Annotated in this window: 17 protein-coding genes; 8 read left to right on the top strand and 9 right to left on the bottom strand. The window is 61.8% G+C overall.

From position 1 onward, the window contains the following. Position 1: 1 nt before the first annotated feature. Genes hemW through rph form a run of 3 tightly spaced genes read right to left on the bottom strand, consistent with a single transcriptional unit; the run spans position 2 to position 2,473 of the window. Complete coding sequence (gene hemW / locus ACXAED_RS07935) at positions 2-1,156, bottom strand: radical SAM family heme chaperone HemW (protein WP_475048503.1); 1,155 nt, start codon at positions 1,154-1,156, stop codon at positions 2-4. Next, on the bottom strand, positions 1,149-1,763 hold the full coding sequence (gene rdgB / locus ACXAED_RS07930; RefSeq protein ID WP_475048499.1) for an RdgB/HAM1 family non-canonical purine NTP pyrophosphatase: 615 nt from the start codon (positions 1,761-1,763) through the stop codon (positions 1,149-1,151). The genes hemW and rdgB overlap by 8 nt, the downstream gene beginning before the upstream one ends. Continuing rightward, a complete protein-coding gene (rph, locus tag ACXAED_RS07925; RefSeq protein ID WP_475048497.1) occupies positions 1,760-2,473 on the bottom strand; it encodes a ribonuclease PH in 714 nt (237 codons plus the stop codon). The genes rdgB and rph overlap by 4 nt, the downstream gene beginning before the upstream one ends. 143 nt (positions 2,474-2,616) lie before the next feature. Between rph and hrcA the strand changes: the two genes are divergently transcribed. After that, positions 2,617-3,681: a heat-inducible transcriptional repressor HrcA gene (hrcA, locus tag ACXAED_RS07920; protein ID WP_421052815.1), complete on the top strand. Its 1,065-nt coding sequence runs from the start codon at positions 2,617-2,619 to the stop codon at positions 3,679-3,681. Between the two features lie 9 nt (positions 3,682-3,690). After that, entirely contained in the window at positions 3,691-4,254 is a 564-nt protein-coding gene (locus ACXAED_RS07915; protein WP_475048495.1) for a nucleotide exchange factor GrpE, read from the top strand. Between the two features lie 86 nt (positions 4,255-4,340). Here the strand turns inward: ACXAED_RS07915 and mutS are convergent, their stop codons facing one another. Further along, complete coding sequence (gene mutS / locus ACXAED_RS07910; protein WP_475048493.1) at positions 4,341-6,971, bottom strand: DNA mismatch repair protein MutS; 2,631 nt, start codon at positions 6,969-6,971, stop codon at positions 4,341-4,343. A 102-nt stretch (positions 6,972-7,073) separates the two neighbouring features. Continuing rightward, positions 7,074-7,907, bottom strand: a complete 834-nt coding sequence (locus ACXAED_RS07905) for a flagellin (RefSeq protein ID WP_475048490.1) — start codon at positions 7,905-7,907, stop codon at positions 7,074-7,076. A gap of 304 nt (positions 7,908-8,211) precedes the next feature. On the opposite strand from ACXAED_RS07905, the gene ACXAED_RS07900 reads away from it, so the two are divergent. Both ACXAED_RS07900 and ACXAED_RS07895 read left to right on the top strand, forming a co-directional pair. Beyond that, positions 8,212-10,467 carry an NADP-dependent malic enzyme gene (locus ACXAED_RS07900; protein WP_475048488.1) on the top strand — a complete coding sequence of 752 codons (2,256 nt, stop codon included), beginning with the start codon at positions 8,212-8,214 and terminating at the stop codon, positions 10,465-10,467. Between the two features lie 6 nt (positions 10,468-10,473). After that, complete coding sequence (locus tag ACXAED_RS07895; RefSeq protein WP_475048486.1) at positions 10,474-11,346, top strand: ribokinase; 873 nt, start codon at positions 10,474-10,476, stop codon at positions 11,344-11,346. Between the two features lie 76 nt (positions 11,347-11,422). Here ACXAED_RS07895 and msrA read toward each other — a convergent pair whose 3' ends face one another. Then, positions 11,423-12,088: a peptide-methionine (S)-S-oxide reductase MsrA gene (gene msrA, locus ACXAED_RS07890; RefSeq protein WP_475048484.1), complete on the bottom strand. Its 666-nt coding sequence runs from the start codon at positions 12,086-12,088 to the stop codon at positions 11,423-11,425. 149 nt (positions 12,089-12,237) lie between these two features. Between msrA and ACXAED_RS07885 the strand changes: the two genes are divergently transcribed. Together ACXAED_RS07885 and ACXAED_RS07880 are read left to right on the top strand one after the other, a co-directional pair. Further along, positions 12,238-13,146 (top strand): D-amino acid aminotransferase, encoded by a 909-nt coding sequence (locus ACXAED_RS07885; protein WP_475048483.1) that lies wholly within the window; start codon positions 12,238-12,240, stop codon positions 13,144-13,146. Then, entirely contained in the window at positions 13,146-13,859 is a 714-nt protein-coding gene (locus tag ACXAED_RS07880) for a sulfotransferase-like domain-containing protein (RefSeq protein WP_475048480.1), read from the top strand. Before ACXAED_RS07885 ends, ACXAED_RS07880 begins: the two co-directional genes overlap by 1 nt. Before the next feature lie 73 nt (positions 13,860-13,932). On the opposite strand, the gene ACXAED_RS07875 is transcribed toward ACXAED_RS07880, so the two are convergent. From ACXAED_RS07875 to ACXAED_RS07865, 3 genes are all read right to left on the bottom strand, one after another. Next, complete coding sequence (locus tag ACXAED_RS07875; RefSeq protein WP_475048478.1) at positions 13,933-14,217, bottom strand: SCP2 sterol-binding domain-containing protein; 285 nt, start codon at positions 14,215-14,217, stop codon at positions 13,933-13,935. Positions 14,218-14,296: 79 nt separating this feature from the next. Beyond that, complete coding sequence (locus ACXAED_RS07870; protein ID WP_475048475.1) at positions 14,297-14,761, bottom strand: DUF1810 domain-containing protein; 465 nt, start codon at positions 14,759-14,761, stop codon at positions 14,297-14,299. After that, entirely contained in the window at positions 14,758-15,984 is a 1,227-nt protein-coding gene (locus tag ACXAED_RS07865; RefSeq protein WP_475048473.1) for an argininosuccinate synthase, read from the bottom strand. The genes ACXAED_RS07870 and ACXAED_RS07865 overlap by 4 nt, the downstream gene beginning before the upstream one ends. Before the next feature lie 23 nt (positions 15,985-16,007). Here ACXAED_RS07865 and ACXAED_RS07860 point away from each other — a divergent pair, with 23 nt between their 5' ends. Both ACXAED_RS07860 and ilvA read left to right on the top strand, forming a co-directional pair. Beyond that, positions 16,008-16,883, top strand: coding sequence for a hypothetical protein (locus ACXAED_RS07860; protein ID WP_475048471.1), 876 nt, complete (start codon positions 16,008-16,010; stop codon positions 16,881-16,883). Positions 16,884-16,955: 72 nt separating this feature from the next. Continuing rightward, a complete protein-coding gene (ilvA, locus tag ACXAED_RS07855) occupies positions 16,956-18,182 on the top strand; it encodes a threonine ammonia-lyase IlvA (RefSeq protein WP_475048470.1) in 1,227 nt (408 codons plus the stop codon).

The raw sequence follows: 18,182 nt of genomic DNA, 5'->3' as shown, positions 1-18,182 counted from the left end.
CTCAATCCATTAACAGTTCTCGGAGCACCGCATTCAGAACGGCGCGCCCTTGATTGGTCGCACGAAGTCTTTGATCAGAGATAGTTACCATGCCCAAGTCTGCAAGATCCGCGAGCTTGCTTTGCGGAAGGGCACGACCAGAAATCTGGGAATAACGTACTATATCCAGACCTTCTGTCAGGCGCATCCCCATCATCAGGTATTCTGCCGCAGCATCTTCGCTGGATAGCGAATCCCGCAGGGATTCTCCATTGCCCTTGTTCACGGCCTCCAGCCAGGCGCCAGGGGCGAGGTGGGTTTCGGTGGCATAGCGGATGCCGTTCAAGGTCAGGCGGCCGTGCGCGCCGGGGCCGATACCGGCATAGTCGCCATAACGCCAGTAGATCAGGTTATGGCGGGATTCCGCGCCGGGCTTCGCGTGGTTGGAGATTTCGTAGCCAGCCATGCCATGCGCTGCAGTAATCTCCTGAGTGGCCAGGTACATATCGGCTGCAGTGTCATCTTCCGGCAGGCCGCGAAGTTTGCCCCGGGCGTAGCGGTCGCCGAAGGCAGTGCCGTCTTCGATGGTGAGCTGATAGAGCGAGAGGTGGTCGATGGCCATTGAGAGCGCCTCATTGAGTTCCGCTTTCCAGGCCGCAGGGGATTGGCCCTGACGGGCGTAGATGAGGTCAAAGCTGACCCGGTCAAAACAATTGCGGGCGATCTCGAAGGCTGCCTTGGCTTCAGCGACACTATGGAGGCGGCCGAGCCTGCGCAGGTCCTCGTCGTTCAGAGCCTGAATGCCCATGGAGATCCTGTTGACCCCGGCATCGCGGTATCCGGCAAAGCGGCCGGCCTCGACCGAGCCCGGGTTTGCCTCCAGAGAAATCTCCAAATCATTGGCAAAAGGCCAGATTTCACGTGCCCGTTCGATAACGGCGCCAACGGTTTCCGGCTGCATCAGTGAGGGGGTGCCGCCGCCAAAGAAGATCGTGTTGAGCACCCGGCCGGAGAGCTGTTCCGAGAGTTTGTCGAGTTCAGCCAGGTAGGCTCTAACCCACGCCTTCTGGTCTATTTTTGCGGAGACGTGACTGTTGAAGTCGCAATAGGGGCATTTGGCCTGGCAAAACGGCCAGTGCACGTAAAGGCCAAAGCCCCCATTGCGCCAGTCATCCACTGAAACAGCCCTGCACGAACTGGGCCAGCGCCTTACCGCGGTGGCTGATCTTGTTCTTCTCCGCGGGCTCCATTTCGGCGCAGGTGATTTCGTAACCGTCCGGCTGGAACATCGGGTCATAGCCAAAGCCGTGCTCGCCGCGGATCGGCCAGACCAGCTGGCCCGGCATCACGCCTTCGAACACCTCGTCATGGCCGTCGGGCCAGGCGATGACCAGGGTGCAGCGGAACTGGGCGGTGCGGGGCGCATCGGGGCCGGCTGCGGTAAGCTCATCATTGGCGCGGGTCATCGCCATCTTGAAGTCACGGCCGTTCGGAGTCTCTCCCCAGTCGGCGGTATAAACGCCGGGGGCGCCGTTCAGTGCGTCGATGGTGATGCCGGAGTCATCGGAAAGGGCAGGGAGGCCGGTGGCCTTTGCGGAGGCATGGGCCTTGATCCGGGCATTGCCGACAAAGGTGTCTTCGGTCTCTTCCGGTTCCGGCAGGTCCATCTCGCCGGCGCCGATCACCGTCACACCGTAGGGTGCGAGGATCTCGGCGATCTCGTTCAGCTTGCCTTTGTTGTGGGTGGCGACAAGCAGCTTGCCGCCTTCCAGTTTGCGGGTCATTTGGACGCGGCCTTCTGCATTTCTGCGAGCTCAACGGTGCCTTTAGAGGCAAGGTCCATCAACTGGTTCATCTGATCACGGGAGAAGACGGAACCTTCGGCCGACATCTGCACCTCGATCAGCTTGCCGGAACCGGTCATGATGAAGTTGCCATCGACGCCTGCCTCGGAATCTTCAGGGTAATCCAGGTCCAGCACCGGCTGGCCGGCGTAGATGCCGCAGGAGACGGCAGAGACCGGATCCAGCAGCGGGTCGATTTGTACGTCGCCGGCCTTCATCAGCTTGTTGACCGCAAGGCGCAGCGCGACCCAGCCGCCGGTGATCGACGCACAGCGGGTGCCGCCATCGGCCTGCAGCACGTCACAGTCGACAGTGATCTGGCGTTCGCCCAGGGCGACGCGGTCAACGCCGGCCCGCAGGGCACGTCCGATCAGACGCTGGATTTCAACGGTGCGGCCGCCCTGCTTGCCCGAGGAGGCCTCGCGGCGCATCCGGGTGTTGGTGGCGCGCGGTAGCATGCCGTATTCGGCGGTGACCCAGCCCAGGCCTGTGCCCTTGATGAAGGGCGGCACGCGGTCTTCGATAGTGGCGGTGCACAGGACGTGGGTGTCGCCAACCTTGATCAGGCAGGAGCCCTCGGCGTGTTTGGTAAAGCCGGTCTCAATCGACACGGGGCGCATTTCGTTCAGTTCTCGTCCTGAGGGTCGCATGGCACATCCTTTGTTAGCTGGTTTGGGGATATCCCCCGGACGCGGGGCTATGCAAGCCCGATTGACCTTTTGACACTCTGCTCTTTAATGACATCCGGGTAGCGGGTTCCTATGTTTAAACCGTAAGAAATGCTGGACGAACGATGAGCAATCCGAACAACATTCTGGAGGACTTGAACGACCGCTCCCGGGAGGTGTTCCGGGCTGTGGTCGAAAGCTATCTGGAAAGCGGCGATCCGGTGGGCAGCCGCACGCTGACACGGTCGCTGAGCGAAAAGGTGAGCGCGGCGACGGTCCGCAATGTGATGCAGGATCTGGAGTTTCTGGGGCTGCTGGACAGTCCGCATGTCAGCGCCGGCAGGGTGCCGACGCAGCTGGGCTTGCGGATGTTTGTCGACGGTCTGTTGGAAGTTGGCGATCTCAATGTCAAAGACCGCGAGAAGATCGACGCGACGCTGGGCCGCAATGCCGGCGATGTGGGCGGGATGCTGGACCGGGTCGGAGCCGCACTCTCGGGGGTGACGCAGGGCGCGTCGCTGGTGCTGACTCCCAAGCATGAGGCTGAGATCCGCCATATCGAGTTTGTCTCGCTGGCGCATGACCGGGCGCTGGTGGTTCTGGTGTTTTCCGACGGCCATGTGGAAAACCGGCTGTTCACCCCGCCGCCGGGACAGACCCCGAGCTCGATGCGGGAGGCGGCGAATTTTCTGAACGCGCTGATCGAGGGCAAGACCCTGAGCGAAGTGCAGCGGCAAATTCAAAAGGAGATCACGGCGCGGCGTCAGGAAATCGACAGTCTTGCACACGCCATGATTGAAAGCGGCCTGGCCGTCTGGGAGGATGACGGCAGCGAGCAGGCCCGGCTGATCGTGCGCGGCCGGGCGAATCTGCTGGCGGAGCCAGGTGCCGCGGAGGAGCTTGAACGGATCCGGACCTTGTTTGACGATCTGGAGCGAAAGCGCGATATCGCCGAATTTCTGGAACTGACCGAGGACGGCGAGGGTGTGCGCATTTTTATCGGCTCGGAGAACAAACTTTTCTCACTTTCGGGTTCCTCTTTGGTGGTGTCTCCCTATATGAACGCGGATCGGAAGATAATCGGCGCGGTGGGGGTGATCGGCCCGACGCGCCTGAACTACGGACGGATCGTGCCGATTGTGGACTATACGGCACAACTGGTCGGCAAGCTGTTGTCGGACCGGAGTTAGAGGTGAAAAATGGCAGAGCTCAAGAACGAAGACTTTCTGGATGACATCGCCGATGCCGAAGCTGAGGAGCTTGCGGCGCAGACCGAAGAAATTGATGACGATGCGCTGGAGATCGACGCGCTGCGGGCCGAGCGGGACGAGTTGAAGGACCGGTTCATGCGGGCGCTGGCGGATGCGGAAAACGCCCGCAAGCGTGGCGACAAGGCCCGCCGCGAGGCAGAGCAGTACGGCGGCTCAAAACTGGCCCGCGATATGCTGCCGGTCTATGACAACATGAAACGCGCGATCGAAGCCGCAACCGACGAGCAGCGCGAGGTTTCTGCGGCGCTGATCGAGGGTGTTGAACTGACCATGCGCTCGCTGCTGGGCGTGTTCGAAAAGCATGGCATCCGGATTGTGTCGCCTGAGGTTGGCGACAAGTTCGACCCGCAGGTGCATGAAGCAATGTTCGAGGCACCGGTGCCGGGCACCAAGGCGGGCGACATCATCCAGGTGTCCGCAGAAGGATTCATGCTGCACGACCGTTTGCTGCGGGCGGCGCAGGTGGGCGTGTCCTCGACCCCGGCCGGCTGATGAGCAGGCCCTAGCGGGCCTGCGCCTCCGGCGGGAGTATTTTTTGAAAGATGAAAGGGCGGGTCCGTTTGGATCCGCCCTTTGCCTTATTTCGCAGCCTCTTTCAGTTTGTAGAGCATCTCCAGCGCTTCCCGCGGAGAAAGATCGTCCGGATGGATGCTGGCCAGCAGCTCCTCGGCGGCTGAGGGGCCAGACGGTGCCTTGGGCTGCGGCGGCGGGGCGGCTGCAAAGAGGGGCAGGTCGTCGATCTGGATCTTGGACCCGCCCTCGCGGCTGCCTTGCTCCAGCATGTCGAGCACGTCGCGCGCACGGGCAACAACGGACGCGGGGAGGCCAGCAAGCTGGGCTACTTGGACGCCATAAGACCGGTCAGCAGCACCTTTACGCACCTCGTGCAGGAAGATCACTTCGCCCTCCCATTCCTTGACCGCGACTGTGGCGTTGTCGACGCCGTCCAGCTTGGCGGCGAGCTGCGTCAGCTCGTGGTAATGTGTGGCAAACAGCGCGCGCGAGCGGTTCACCTCATGGAGGTGTTCCAGCGTGGCCCAGGCGATGGACAGCCCGTCATACGTGGCGGTTCCGCGTCCGATTTCATCAAGGATGACCAGCGCACGGTCGTCCGCCTGGTTGAGGATGGCGGCGGTTTCCACCATTTCCACCATGAAGGTCGAGCGGCCGCGTGCCAGGTCGTCGGAGGCGCCGACACGGCTGAACAGCTGGCTGACGATGCCGATATGGGCGTTTTCCGCGGGCACATAGCTTCCCATTTGGGCGAGCAGGGCGATCAGCGCGTTTTGGCGCAGGAAGGTCGATTTACCGGCCATGTTCGGACCGGTCAGCAGCCAGACCGCCGCGCCGTCCTGTGCCGTGAGATCGCAGTCGTTGGCCACAAAGGTCTCGCCGCCCTGTTGGCGCAGGGCCTGTTCCACGACCGGGTGGCGGCCGCCTTCCACGTGGAACGCACGGCTGTTGTCGACCTTGGGGCGGGTCCAGTTTTCCCCCCGTGCCAGATCGGCCAGTGCCGTCAGCAGGTCCAGTTCCGCCAGCCCGCGGGCGGCCGTGTTGAGGCGGGCCGCGGTGTCCAGAATAGCGCCAGAAAGCCTTGCATAGAGTCGCTTTTCGATTTCCAGCGCCAGATTGCCGGCGTTCAGGATCCGGGTCTCGATCTCGCTCAGCTCAACCGTGGTGAACCGCACCTGGTTGGCGGTTGTCTGGCGGTGGATATAGGTCTCGTTCAGCGGCGGCGACATCATCTTGTCCGCGTGGGTTGCGGTGGTTTCGATGAAGTAGCCCAGCACGTTGTTGTGCTTGATCTTCAGGGAGGAGACACCGGTGTGCTCCGCGTATTTCTGCTGCATGGACGCGATGACAGACCGGCCTTCGTCGCGCAGGGTGCGGGCTTCGTCCAGTTCCGGATCATAGCCGGCGGCGATGAAGCCGCCATCACGGGCCAGCAGCGGCGGTTCGGCGACAAGGGCCGCGTCGAGGAGGGAGAGCAGATCGTCGAATTCCTGGAGATCCGAGATCGCTCGGGCCATCAGTGCGGGAAGCTCCTTGCCGCTGGAGAGTTCCGCAATCACCTCCGCCTGCGACAAACCATTTCGGATGGCGGCCAGGTCGCGCGGGCCGCCGCGCTCCAGCGCGAGGCGGGATAGCGCCCGGTCCAGGTCCGGTGTCTTGCGTAAGGCGGCGCGCAGGTCCTCGGCGGTCTGCGTTTGCACGACCGCAAAGTCCAGGGCCGCCAGGCGCTGATGGATGGTGTCCAGATTGCGCGACGGGCTGGAGAGGCGTTGTTCCAGCAGACGGGCGCCGCCGGGGGTTACAGTCCGGTCCACAACTGACAGCAGCGAGCCGGCGCGGCCGCCGGACAGCGAGCGGGTCAGCTCCAAGTTGCGGCGGGTGGCGGCGTCGATCTGCACCACCCGGTCCTGCGCTTCCTGCTGCGGAGGCTGCAACAGCGGCAGTTTGCCCTTCTGGGTGATCTCCAGATAGTCGATCAGCGCGCCCATCGCCGAAACCTCGGCGCGGGTAAAGGTGCCGAAGCCGTCTAGCGCACTGACGCTGAACAGGGTGCAGATGCGTTTCTCAGCTGCGGTGCTGTCAAAGCTCGCCTTGCCCAGCGGGGTAAGCGGGATCTTGTATTCATCGGCCAGCGGGCGAGCGGCCTCATAGGCGGGGCCATCGGCGACGATCAGTTCAGAAGGCGCCAGGCGGGCCAGTTCCGGCGACAGGCGGACCCGGGCTACCGGCATCACGTGAAACGCGCCGGTGGAAATATCGGCCCAGGCCAGCGCAGCCTCATCCCGAAGTTCGGAATAAGAGACCAGGAAGTTGTGGCGGCGCGCTTCCAGCAGGGAATCCTCGGTCAGGGTGCCGGGGGTTACCAGACGCACCACATCGCGTTTCACCACCGACTTGGAGCCGCGCTTCTTGGCCTCGGCCGGGCTTTCCAGCTGCTCTCCCACCGCGACACGGAAGCCTTTGCGGATTAGCGTCAGCAGGTAGCCTTCGGCGGCATGAACCGGCACGCCGCACATCGGGATATCATCGCCATTGTGCTTGCCGCGTTTTGTCAGCGCGATATCCAGAGCCTCTGCCGCATTCACGGCGTCCTCAAAGAACATCTCGTAGAAGTCGCCCATCCGGTAAAAAAGCAGCGCGTCCGGATACGCTGCCTTGATCTCCAGATACTGCGCCATCATGGGCGTTACGGTCATGAAAAGTCCCCCGGGGTCGTCATTGCCAGACATCTACAATGGGGGCGGTCCGAGGAAAACCCGGATGTGGCTGCCGCCAAGCACGCCGGCGGCAGCCTGCTGTCAGTAGAGGTTGCGTAGCGTGTCGGGCATCGTGCTGACGATGGACAGCGACAATGTGCTCAGCTGCTGCTGTGCTTGCAGTGCCAGGAGCTTGGTTGCCGCTTCCTCCATATTGGTGTCGATCATCGAGCTCACGCCTTGGGTGATTGAATCCGACATCTTGCTGACGAAATTCCCCTGTTCCGCAAGCTGATTGGCGCTGGCGCCCAAGGCGGCGGAACTGTCGATGGCGTAGGACAAAAAGCCTTCGATCTCTCCCAGGGCCGTGAGCGCGCTGGCGCTGTCGGTGATTGCAGTGCGGTTGGCGAGGTCGAACTGCGGGCTGCCTTCAAAGTCCACGCCATCTGCACTGAGCGTCGATAGGCCGCCAGTTCCGGAGAGTCCGGACGCAACGGTCAGAGAGATGCCGCCGGCGCCGTCGACATCCGTTTTCAGCAGGTTCACTCCGTTGAAGCCGGAGGCGGAGATGATCGAATTAATCTTCTCGGTCTTTTTCGCCATGGCCGCTTCAAACTTGCTGAAGTCACCCATGCCGCTGCTGGCCATCACTGCGAGCGACCGCATCTCGGTCAGGGTTTCGGTGATTTGCTCCGCCCCGGCGGAGGCGACCGCCACGGTGGCTTCGCCCATCGACAGGGAGTCGGAGACTGACCGCAACCCTGAGATATCCGAGTTCATCAGCTCGGAAATCGCCCAGAGGGCGGCATTGTCCTGGGCGGTATTGACGTCCCGGCCGGTGGATATGCTGTCTTGGACGGTGTTGAGCTGGGTGTTGACGCCACCCAACGTCTGCAAAGCAACCATAGCACCGGAATTGTTGTGGAAGCTTATCATTCCGCAATGTTCCTTTTCTTGATCCGAAAGCCCGGAGTACGGGCGGACTGCCGTCCTTCTGACGAGTGCTTTCCTGGCTATTGGAGTCGAGCCACAGCGCCACCTGACAGGCAGGTGCAGATTAACGCTTATTAAGAAAATGCAGCATCCCGGGGTCTGCTTTGAGGCGAAAACCTGACGGTATTTATCGCCTTTTAGCCGCATTTATCTCAATTCTGGCTATACAAATTCTTGAAACCCCGGATTGAGGGGCGCGGTGGGCTGGGATAAGACGGTCCGCGACGAGGAGAGGACAAGAGATTAAATGCCCAAGAACAAGATCACCGACGAGGAAGCCCTGGCGTTCCACCTGGAGCCGTCTCCGGGTAAATGGGAGATCAATGCCACTGTCCCGATGACCACGCAGCGGGATCTGTCGCTGGCTTACTCCCCCGGTGTTGCGGTGCCCTGCGAGGCGATCGCGGAAAACCCGGAAACCGCTTATGACTACACCAACAAGGGCAACCTGGTGGCGGTGATCTCCAACGGCACCGCGGTGCTGGGCTTGGGCAATCTGGGCGCGCTGGGGTCCAAGCCGGTGATGGAAGGCAAATCGGTCCTCTTCAAACGCTTTGCCGATGTGAACTCGATAGACATCGAACTGGACACCGAAGATCCGGACAAGTTCATCGAGGCGGTCAAGCTGATGGGGCCGACCTTTGGCGGCATCAATCTGGAAGACATCAAGGCGCCGGAATGCTTCATCATCGAACAGCGCCTGAAAGAGGAGATGGATATCCCCGTCTTCCACGATGACCAGCACGGCACCGCGGTGATTTGCGCGGCAGGTCTGATCAACGCGCTGCATCTGTCGGGCAAGAAGATCGAGGATGTGAAGATCGTCCTCAACGGTGCCGGCGCTGCTGGCATCGCCTGCATCGAGCTGCTGAAAGCGATGGGCGCGCGGCATGAAAACTGTATCGCCTGCGACACCAAGGGTGTGATCTACCAGGGCCGCACCGAGGGCATGAACCAGTGGAAATCGGCCCATGCAATCCAGACCGACCTGCGTACACTCGAAGAGGCAATGCGCGGTGCGGACGTTTTCCTGGGCGTTTCGGTCAAGGGCGCCGTCACCCAGGAGATGGTCGCGTCGATGGCCGACAACCCGGTGATCTTCGCGATGGCCAACCCAGATCCGGAGATCACTCCGGAAGAGGCGCATGAAGTCCGGGTGGACGCCATCGTTGCCACCGGCCGCTCAGATTACCCGAACCAGGTCAACAATGTCCTGGGCTTCCCCTACCTGTTCCGCGGCGCGCTGGACATCCATGCCCGCGCCATCAATGACGAGATGAAGATTGCCTGCGCCCACGCGCTGGCCGCCTTGGCGCGCGAGGATGTGCCGGATGAGGTGGCGCTGGCCTATGGCAAATCGCTGTCCTTCGGGCGTGACTACATCATCCCGACTCCCTTTGACCCGCGTCTGATCCACCGGATCCCACCGGCGGTGGCCAAGGCTGGCATGGACACCGGCGCCGCCCGCCGCCCGATTGTGGACATGGATGCGTATGAGGTCGGTCTGAAGTCCCGCATGGATCCGACCGCCTCGATCCTGCGCGGGCTGAACGCCCGGGCCCGTTCTGCCCAGTCGCGGATGATCTTTGCCGAGGGTGACGATCCGCGCGCGCTGCGCGCTGCGGTGATGTATCAGCGCTCCGGCTTCGGCAAGGCGCTGGTTGTGGGCCGGCAGGAGGACGTTCGGATCAAGCTGGAAAAAGCTGGTCTTGGCGATGCTGTCCGCGAGCTGGAGGTGGTGAACGCCGCCAACACCCCGCATTTCGAGTTGTACAAGGACTTCCTGTACAACCGCCTTCAGCGCAAGGGCTTCGACCGCAAGGATATCCACCGCCTGGTCGGCCGCGACCGGCATGTGTTCTCCAGCCTGATGCTGGCGCATGGGCATGGCGACGGGCTGGTGACCGGCGCAACCCGCAAGTCCGCGCATGTGCTGGACCGGATCAACCACGTGTTTGACGCAGATGCTGATCACGGCGTTGCCGGCGTGACCGCGCTGCTGCACAAGGGCCGGATCGTGCTGATCGGCGATACGCTGGTGCATGAATGGCCGGATGAGAACCACTTGGCGAATATCGCCGAACGCGCCGCCGTTGTTGCCCGTCACATGGGGCTTGAGCCGCGGGTGGCCTTTGTCAGCTTCTCCACCTTCGGTTATCCGGTGTCGGAACGGGCCGAAAAGATGCATGTCGCTCCCACGGTGCTCGACAAGCGCGGCGTCGACTTCGAATACGAAGGCGAGATGACTGTGGACGTGGCCCTGAATGAGCGCGCGCAGCGGTATTACCCGTTCCAGCGCCTGACCGGCCCGGCCAACATCCTGATCGTGCCGGCCCGCCACTCCGCTTCTATTTCGGTCAAGCTGATGCAGGAAATGGGCGGCGCCACAGTGATCGGCCCGATCCTGTCCGGGATCGACAAGCCGATCCAGATCTGCTCGACGACCTCCACCACCAATGACATTCTGAACATGGCGGTGCTGGCGGCTTGCAACATCGGGTGATCTGATATGGCGATCTGGAACCTCGGTTCAATCAACGCGGACATGGTTTATTCCATGCCGCATCTGCCGGCGGCGGGGGAAACCCTGGCCGCCTTGCGTCTTGACCGGTTCTTGGGCGGCAAGGGCGCCAATATGTCTGTTGCCGCCACCCGGGCCGGCAGCGAGGTGCACCACATTGGCGCGGTGGGACCGGACGGGTCTTGGGCGATTGAACGTCTGACGGCATACGGTGCCGCCACGGACCACATTGCCCAAGTGGAGACGCCGACCGGCCATGCCATCATCGCGGTGGAGCCTGACGGCGAAAACCAGATCATCCTGTTCCCGGGTGCCAACCGTGTACTCAACAGCGAACAGCTGGAGCAGGCGCTGGCTCGGGCAAGCGCCGGCGACATTCTGGTGATGCAAAATGAAACCAACCTGCAGGCAGAGGCGGCACAGCTGGGCCGGAAGCTGGGTTTGCGGGTATGTTATGCCGCGGCCCCGTTTGATGCGGACGCAGTGCAGGCGGTGCTGCCGTATCTGGATTTCCTGATCCTGAATGAGGTGGAAGCCCAGCAGCTGCAGCAGGCCATCGGCAAGACGCCCGGTGAAACCGGCGTCAAGGATGTGATCATTACCCTTGGCTCCAAGGGCGCACGCCACATCGACGGTGAAACAGGCGCCGTTCTGGACGTGCCTGCGCTGCCGGTCACTGCGGTCGACACCACTGGGGCCGGCGACACCTTCACCGGCTATGTCCTGTCAGGTCTGGACCGGGGGCTGCCGATGGCAGAGGCAATGGAGCAGGCCAGCCGCGCAGCGGCGCTGATGGTCACCCGCCATGGCACTGCGGATGTGATCCCGGAGCTTGCAGAGGTTCAAGCCGCCCGTTTCTGATCCGGGCGGCCTGGTTCTTACTTGGTGCAATTCCTCTTCGGGAAATGGCTGTCAGGCCAAGAGGGCATGCTCTGCCCTAATGCCCCTTGGCAAAAGGTGCCGCGCTGCCCCACAGCTGCGCCACCCTTGCGTCCCTGCCGCAGGCCTGGCGGTAACGCTTGTAGGCAGCCGCCTGCCGCTTGGGTCCAAACCGGGTAAATACCAGGCTGTTACCCTTGTAATAATCCTGGTGATAATCCTCGGCCTTGTAGAAGGTCTTTGCCGGCAGAACCGGTGTCACGATCTTTTGCCCCAACGCCTTCTGCGCCTCAGATTTTACCCGGTCAGCCAAGGCTGTTTCTGCCTTGTTAGAGACAAAAACCGCAGTCCGGTAACTCTCACCGCGGTCGCAGAACTGGCCGCCTGCGTCTGTCGGATCAACCGAGCGGAAGAACATCTCCAGCAGTCTCTCCCGGGATACTTTTGACGGGTCAAAGATGATCTGAACCGCCTCGTAATGGCCGCTGCTGCCGCGGGTCACGTCCTTGTAGGTCGGGTTCGCCACCTTGCCGCCAGTGTAACCTGAAACGGCCTCGACCACCCCCGGCACGCTTTCGAAATCGCTTTCCACACACCAGAAACAGCCGCCGGCGACGGTGAGGACTTCAGTGGACTGGGCCTGCAGCGGATTGGTTTGCGCTGCGGTACCGATGGCAATCAGGCCCGCCAGAGCCAAAGGTTTCAGTTTTTCCAGAACACGCATCTCTGCCTCCATCCTGTTTTGATGCCACCCTGCTGGCTGATGCCGCGCCTCTCAACCCGGAAGGCGGGGTCCTCACAAACAGGTGACAGAAAGTTACCGCTTGGAAATTGGATCCAATCTTACTAACGTGCCGCCAGCAGGAGGATTCCATGACCAAAAAGATGAGCACTCACCAAGCCGAAGAAGATCAGCGCAACGAGGAGATCCTGATCTATCTGAACAGCGAAATCGTTCCCAAGGCCGAGGCCAAGGTGAGCGTATATGACAGCGGCTTCATGCTGGGCGATGGCGTATGGGAGGGGCTGCGCCTGTACAACGGCACCTGGGCCTTCATGGACGAGCATCTGGACCGGTTGTTCGAGGCGGCCAAGGCCATTGATCTGGATATCGGCCTCGACCGGGAAGGGGTCAAAACCGCCTTGTTAGAGACACAAAAGGCCAATGGCATGACAACGGATGCGCATGCCCGGCTGATGGTGACGCGGGGCGTGAAGACGCGGCCGTTCCAGCATCCCTCCCTGTCACGGCAGGGGCCGACCATGACCATCATCATGGAGCACTCGCGCCCCAACCTGCCGCGCCCGATCAAGCTGGCGACGGTGCCGCATGTCCGCGGGTTGCCGATGACGCAGGACCCCAAGCTGAATTCCCATTCAAAGCTGAACTGCATTCTCGCCTGTATCGCGGCGGAGAAGGCCGGTGCGGATGAGGCGCTGATGCTGGACGTGAATGGCTTTGTGAACACCACCAACGCCTGCAACTTCTTCATCGTGCGCAAGGGAGAGGTTTGGACCTCGACCGGAGACTACTGCATGAACGGTATCACCCGGCAGAAGGTGATTGATCTGTGCCGCGAGAACGGCATCCCGGTCTATGAGCGCAACTACTCGCTAGTGGATACTTACGGCGCGGATGAAGCCTTTCTCACCGGCACCTTCGGCGCGCAGACCCCGGTGGGGGAGATCGACGGGCGGCAGATCGGCAGCGGCCAGATGGGCCCGGTGACCGAGCGCCTCCGGGGCCTCTACAGGCAATTGATTGAAAGGGAGTGTGCGTGATGCGGATTGCTATGTGGTCAGGACCGCGGAACCTGTCGACCGCGATGATGTATGCCTTTGGCAACCGCGGCGATTGCGCGGTGGTGGATGAACCGTTTTATGCCGCCTATCTGGCGATGACCGGTCTCGACCATCCGATGCGGAGCGAGATTTTGGAGAGCCAGCCGCAGGATCCCGAAACGGTGGCGCAAGGGCTGCTGGGGCCAGTGCCGGGGGCCAAGCCGAACTATTACCAGAAACACATGACCCAGCACATGATCCCGGGAGTGCCCCGGGACTGGATGCGTGAGGCGGTCAATGTCTTTCTGATCCGCCATCCGGCTCGGGTCATCGCCTCTTATGCGGCCAAGCGGGAGAATCCGACGTTGGAGGACATAGGTTTCCGCCAGCAGGCAGAGCTGTTTGACCTGGTGCGCGGCTGGGGGCAGACGCCGGTGGTGGTGGACAGCCACGATATCCGTGCGGACCCGACGGCCAAGCTGGAACAGCTGTGCGAGGCGATCGGCATTCCGTATTCCCCGAAGATGCTGAGCTGGCCCAAGGGCGGGCACAAGGATGACGGCGTCTGGGCCGAGCATTGGTATGGCGCGGTCTGGAATTCGACCGGGTTTGCCGGCGCCGAAGGTCCGCTGCCGGACGTGCCGGACGCGCTGCAGCCCGTGCTGCAGGCGGCAATGCCCTATTACGAGCAGATGAAAGCCGTGAAGATCTGATGTTTGGAGGGGGCTTTGCCCCCTCGCCCCTGCGGCGCTCACCCCCAGGATATTTGGAGCAAGAGGAAGACGATCAGCCGATCAGCTTGCTCAGTTTCATGGCGACGCCCATATCGCCGGACACCTTGATCTTGCCCATCATCACCGCGGTCATCGGGTTCAGCTTGCCGGCGAGCAGCTTTTGCAGGTTGTCTGCGGACAGGCGCAGCGTGCAGTCGGTGTCCCGGTCCTGCGTTGTTGCATCCCCCTGTGAGAGCACGATGACGCCGTCATCTCCGCAATCGAATTTCAGTGAGCCATCGAACGTTTTGCCGGTGAGCCCGGTGCGGATGCCTTGTGCAATATCTTCAAGTGCCATGTAGTCCTCCCTTGCCTGACGTGAGGGTTAGGCAGGCAGGGCGGCCCGGGCAATACTGACCAAGGGGGAAGCGGGCGGATTACCCGCCGGCAAGCGCGTGCTGGGTGAGAGGGCAGGGCTGGCCATCATAGAAGGTATCAAGCACCTGCTGAAACTCTGCCGGCGCGCCGGGCACAGCGGCAAACAGTGTCATTGAGGAGCGCAGTTTCTTGGCATCAATGCCGCCGAGGATCTGCTCAGGCGCCTTGTCCCTATGGGACAGCATCAGCTGGCTGACCTCGACCAGGCGGGCGCGCAGTTTCTCGTGGTTCAGATAGGCGGTGGCCTCCGACAGGTCCTCGATCCCGTAAAGCTGCGCCATGTGGGAACGGCCAAGCTCGGCCAGCTGGGGAAAGACGAACCACATCCAGTGGCTCGTCTTGTGCCCTGCAGAGAGTTCGCTCAGGACAGCCGCCCAGACGGTGTCCTGAGCCTCGACGAACATGTCCAGCTCTTCCGCGAAATCGTCCTCGAAATCGCCGTCTATGCCGTCTCGGTCACTCACTTCTTGATCCGGCGCTCGCGTGCGGCCAGCAGCTTGAGGCGCAGTGCGTTCAGCTGGATGAAGCCTGCGGCGTCCTTCTGGTCGTAGGCGCCGGCGTCTTCTTCAAAGGTCACATGCGCTTCGGAGTAGAGCGAGTTGTCCGACCAGCGGCCAACGGTAGACGCCAGGCCCTTGTAGAGCTTCACACGCACGGTGCCGGAGACGAACTCCTGGCTCTTGTCGATGGCGGCCTGCAGCATTTCGCGTTCGGGGCTGTACCAGAAGCCGTTGTAGATCAGCTCTGCGTACTGCGGCATCAGCTGGTCCTTCAGGTGCATCGCGCCGCGGTCCATGGTGATGGATTCGATACCGCGGTGGGCTTCCAGCAGGATGGTGCCGCCCGGGGTCTCGTAGATGCCGCGGGATTTCATGCCGACGAAACGGCCTTCGACCAGGTCGAGGCGGCCGATGCCGTGCTTGCGGCCGTATTCATTGAGTTCGGTCAGGATGGTCGCGGGCGACATCGCTTCGCCGTTAATGCTGACAGCGTCGCCCTTCTCAAACCCGATCTCGATGTATTCGGGGGTGTCGGGTGCTTCTTCCGGGTGCACGGTGCGCTGGTAGACGTAATCGGGCGCTTCCTGCGCCGGGTCTTCCAGTACTTTGCCCTCGGAGGAGGTGTGCAGGAGGTTTGCATCGACCGAGAAGGGGGCCTCGCCGCGCTTGTCCTTGGCAACGGGGATCTGATGCGCTTCGGCGAATTCCAGCAGGCGGGTACGCGAGGTCAGGTCCCATTCACGCCAGGGGGCGATCACCTTGATGTCGGGGTTCAGCGCATAGGCGGCCAGTTCGAAGCGGACCTGGTCGTTGCCCTTACCGGTGGCGCCGTGGGCGACCGCATCGGCACCAGTGGCCTCAGCAATCTCCACCAGGCGTTTGGAGATCAGCGGGCGGGCGATGGAAGTGCCCAGCAGGTAGTGGCCCTCGTAAACCGCATTGGCGCGGAACATCGGGAACACGAAGTCGCGGACAAATTCCTCGCGCACATCTTCGATGAAGATGTTTTCCGGCTTGATGCCCAGCATTTCCGCTTTCTTGCGGGCGGGCTCCAGCTCTTCACCCTGGCCGAGATCGGCGGTGAAGGTGACAACTTCGCAGCCGTATTCGGTCTGCAGCCATTTCAGGATGATCGAGGTGTCGAGGCCGCCGGAATAGGCGAGCACAACTTTCTTGGGCGCGGACATGGAATTCCCTCTCAGGTCAGAACGTGTGGGGCGTAGCGGGTTTTGCCCGGAAGGGCAAGGATTTCCGGGGTTTTCTAATCAGCAGGACACGCTTAACGTGCGCGGCAAAACAGAAAGATCTTTTGGAGAATACCCCAATGAAGGGCTGGTCGATTTTCTCGCATTCCGTGAGCATGGTGCTCCGGAATTTCCAGGCTGCAATCCAGATATTCCTGGTCCCAACGCTGCTTGTGTTCGCAGTGGTGTTTGCCGTGGTTTATGCCGCCATACAGTCGGGGCTGGCACCGCAGGGGCAGGCCGTCAATGTAGCGCTGGGCAGTGTGCCTTCCGGCTTGCTGCTGCAAATGGCGGCGGTCTGGATCGTCGTCATGCTGATCAGCATCTGGGGTGTCGTCGCCTGGCACCGGTATGTGCTTCTGGAAGAGATGCCTGAAGGCTGGATTCCCCGGCTCCACACCTCCAATATCCTCATCTACTTTCTACGAGCGGTCCAGCTGGTCATCGTTTCGGTGATTGCTCTGCTGGTGGTTGCCTTCATCGGCAGCGCGTTTGTGGAGGCCGCGGGGTTATTCGGGGCTGCCATCCTGATTGTGCTCTTTATCGGCATCGCCCTGTTTCTGTCGCGGCTTCTGGTCATTCTCCCTGCTGCGGCAGTTGGCAGGCCATTCGGCCTGAGTGACGCATTGGAGGCTACCAAGGGCGCAGTCCCGGCTCTGTTTCTGCTTGGTGTGTGTGTGTTTCTTGCACAGCTCGCGGTGGAGCTGACGCTGTCGGCAGTTTCCGGAATCCCGGCCGTCTCGCTCGCACTGCAATTGGGATTTGCGGTCATGCTGAGCCTTCTGAACGTCAGCATCATGACCACGCTTTACGGCCATTACGTCGAAGGACGCCCGGTCTGATCCCCAGTATTCTTATGTATGCTTGTCTCCCGCCTCTTGCCTTGGAGGCGGGCTTGCGCCACTGAAGGATACATGAGCGATTTCAAGACCCAGGCCCGCGCCGCCGAACAGGCGATGCGCGATGTGTTTCCCGCAACGCCGTTGCAGCGCAACGTGCATCTGTCCGAACGTTTCGGCGCGGACATCTACCTCAAGCGCGAGGACCTGAGCCCGGTCCGCTCCTATAAGATCCGCGGCGCGCTGAATGCGATGCGCAAGCAGCCGGATCAGGAGCTGTTCGTTTGCGCCTCGGCCGGGAACCATGCCCAGGGCGTCGCCTTCATGTGCCGCCACATGGGCAAGCGCGGCGTGATCTTCATGCCCGTCACCACGCCGCAACAGAAGATCCAGAAGACCCGGATGTTCGGCGGCGACAATATCGAGATCCACCTGGTCGGCGACTATTTCGACATCTGCCTGGCCGCCGCGCAGGAGTGGTGCGCGCAGGAGGGCGGGCATTTCCTTTCGCCTTTCGACGATGCCGATGTGATCGAAGGTCAAGCCTCCATTGCTGTGGAGATTGAGGAACAACTGGGCAAGGCACCCGATCACGTGTTGCTGCCGGTGGGCGGCGGCGGCATGTCGGCGGGTGTCTCCTCTTGGTTTGGCGAGGACGTACATAGCCTGTTTGTCGAGCCGGAAGGCGGCGCCTGCCTGCGTGCGGCGCTGGCAGCGGGTAAGCCGGTGCCGCTGGACACCGTCGATACTTTTGTCGATGGCGCCGCGGTGGGACGGATCGGCGATCTGCCGTTTGATATACTGAAGGACGTGCCGCTGCCGGATGTGCTTGCAATTTCCGAGGACCGGATCTGCGCCACCATTATCGAGATGCTGAACGTCGAGGGCATCGTGCTGGAGCCGGCCGGCGCGCTGTCGGTCGAGGCGCTGCAGGATGTGCGCTCCTGGATTCGCGGCAAGACCGTAGTTTGCGTGACCTCAGGCGGGAACTTCGATTTCGAACGGCTGCCCGAGGTCAAGGAGCGGGCGCAGCGCTATTCCGGGGTGAAGAAATACTTCATCCTGCGGCTGCCGCAGCGGCCCGGCGCGTTGAAGGAATTTTTGGGCATCCTGGGTCCTGAGGACGACATCGCCCGGTTCGAGTACATGAAGAAATCGGCCCGCAACTTCGGCTCTGTCCTGATCGGGATTGAAACCAAGCGGCCGGAAAATTTTGAGCAGCTGTTTGCGAGGCTGGATGCGGCTGGAATGACTTATACAGACATCACCCGGGACGAAACGCTGGCGCAGTTCGTGATCTGA

The sequence above is a fragment of the Leisingera sp. ABM4_103 genome, from assembly GCF_056158685.1.
This window is presented reverse-complemented; position numbering and strand designations above follow the sequence as displayed.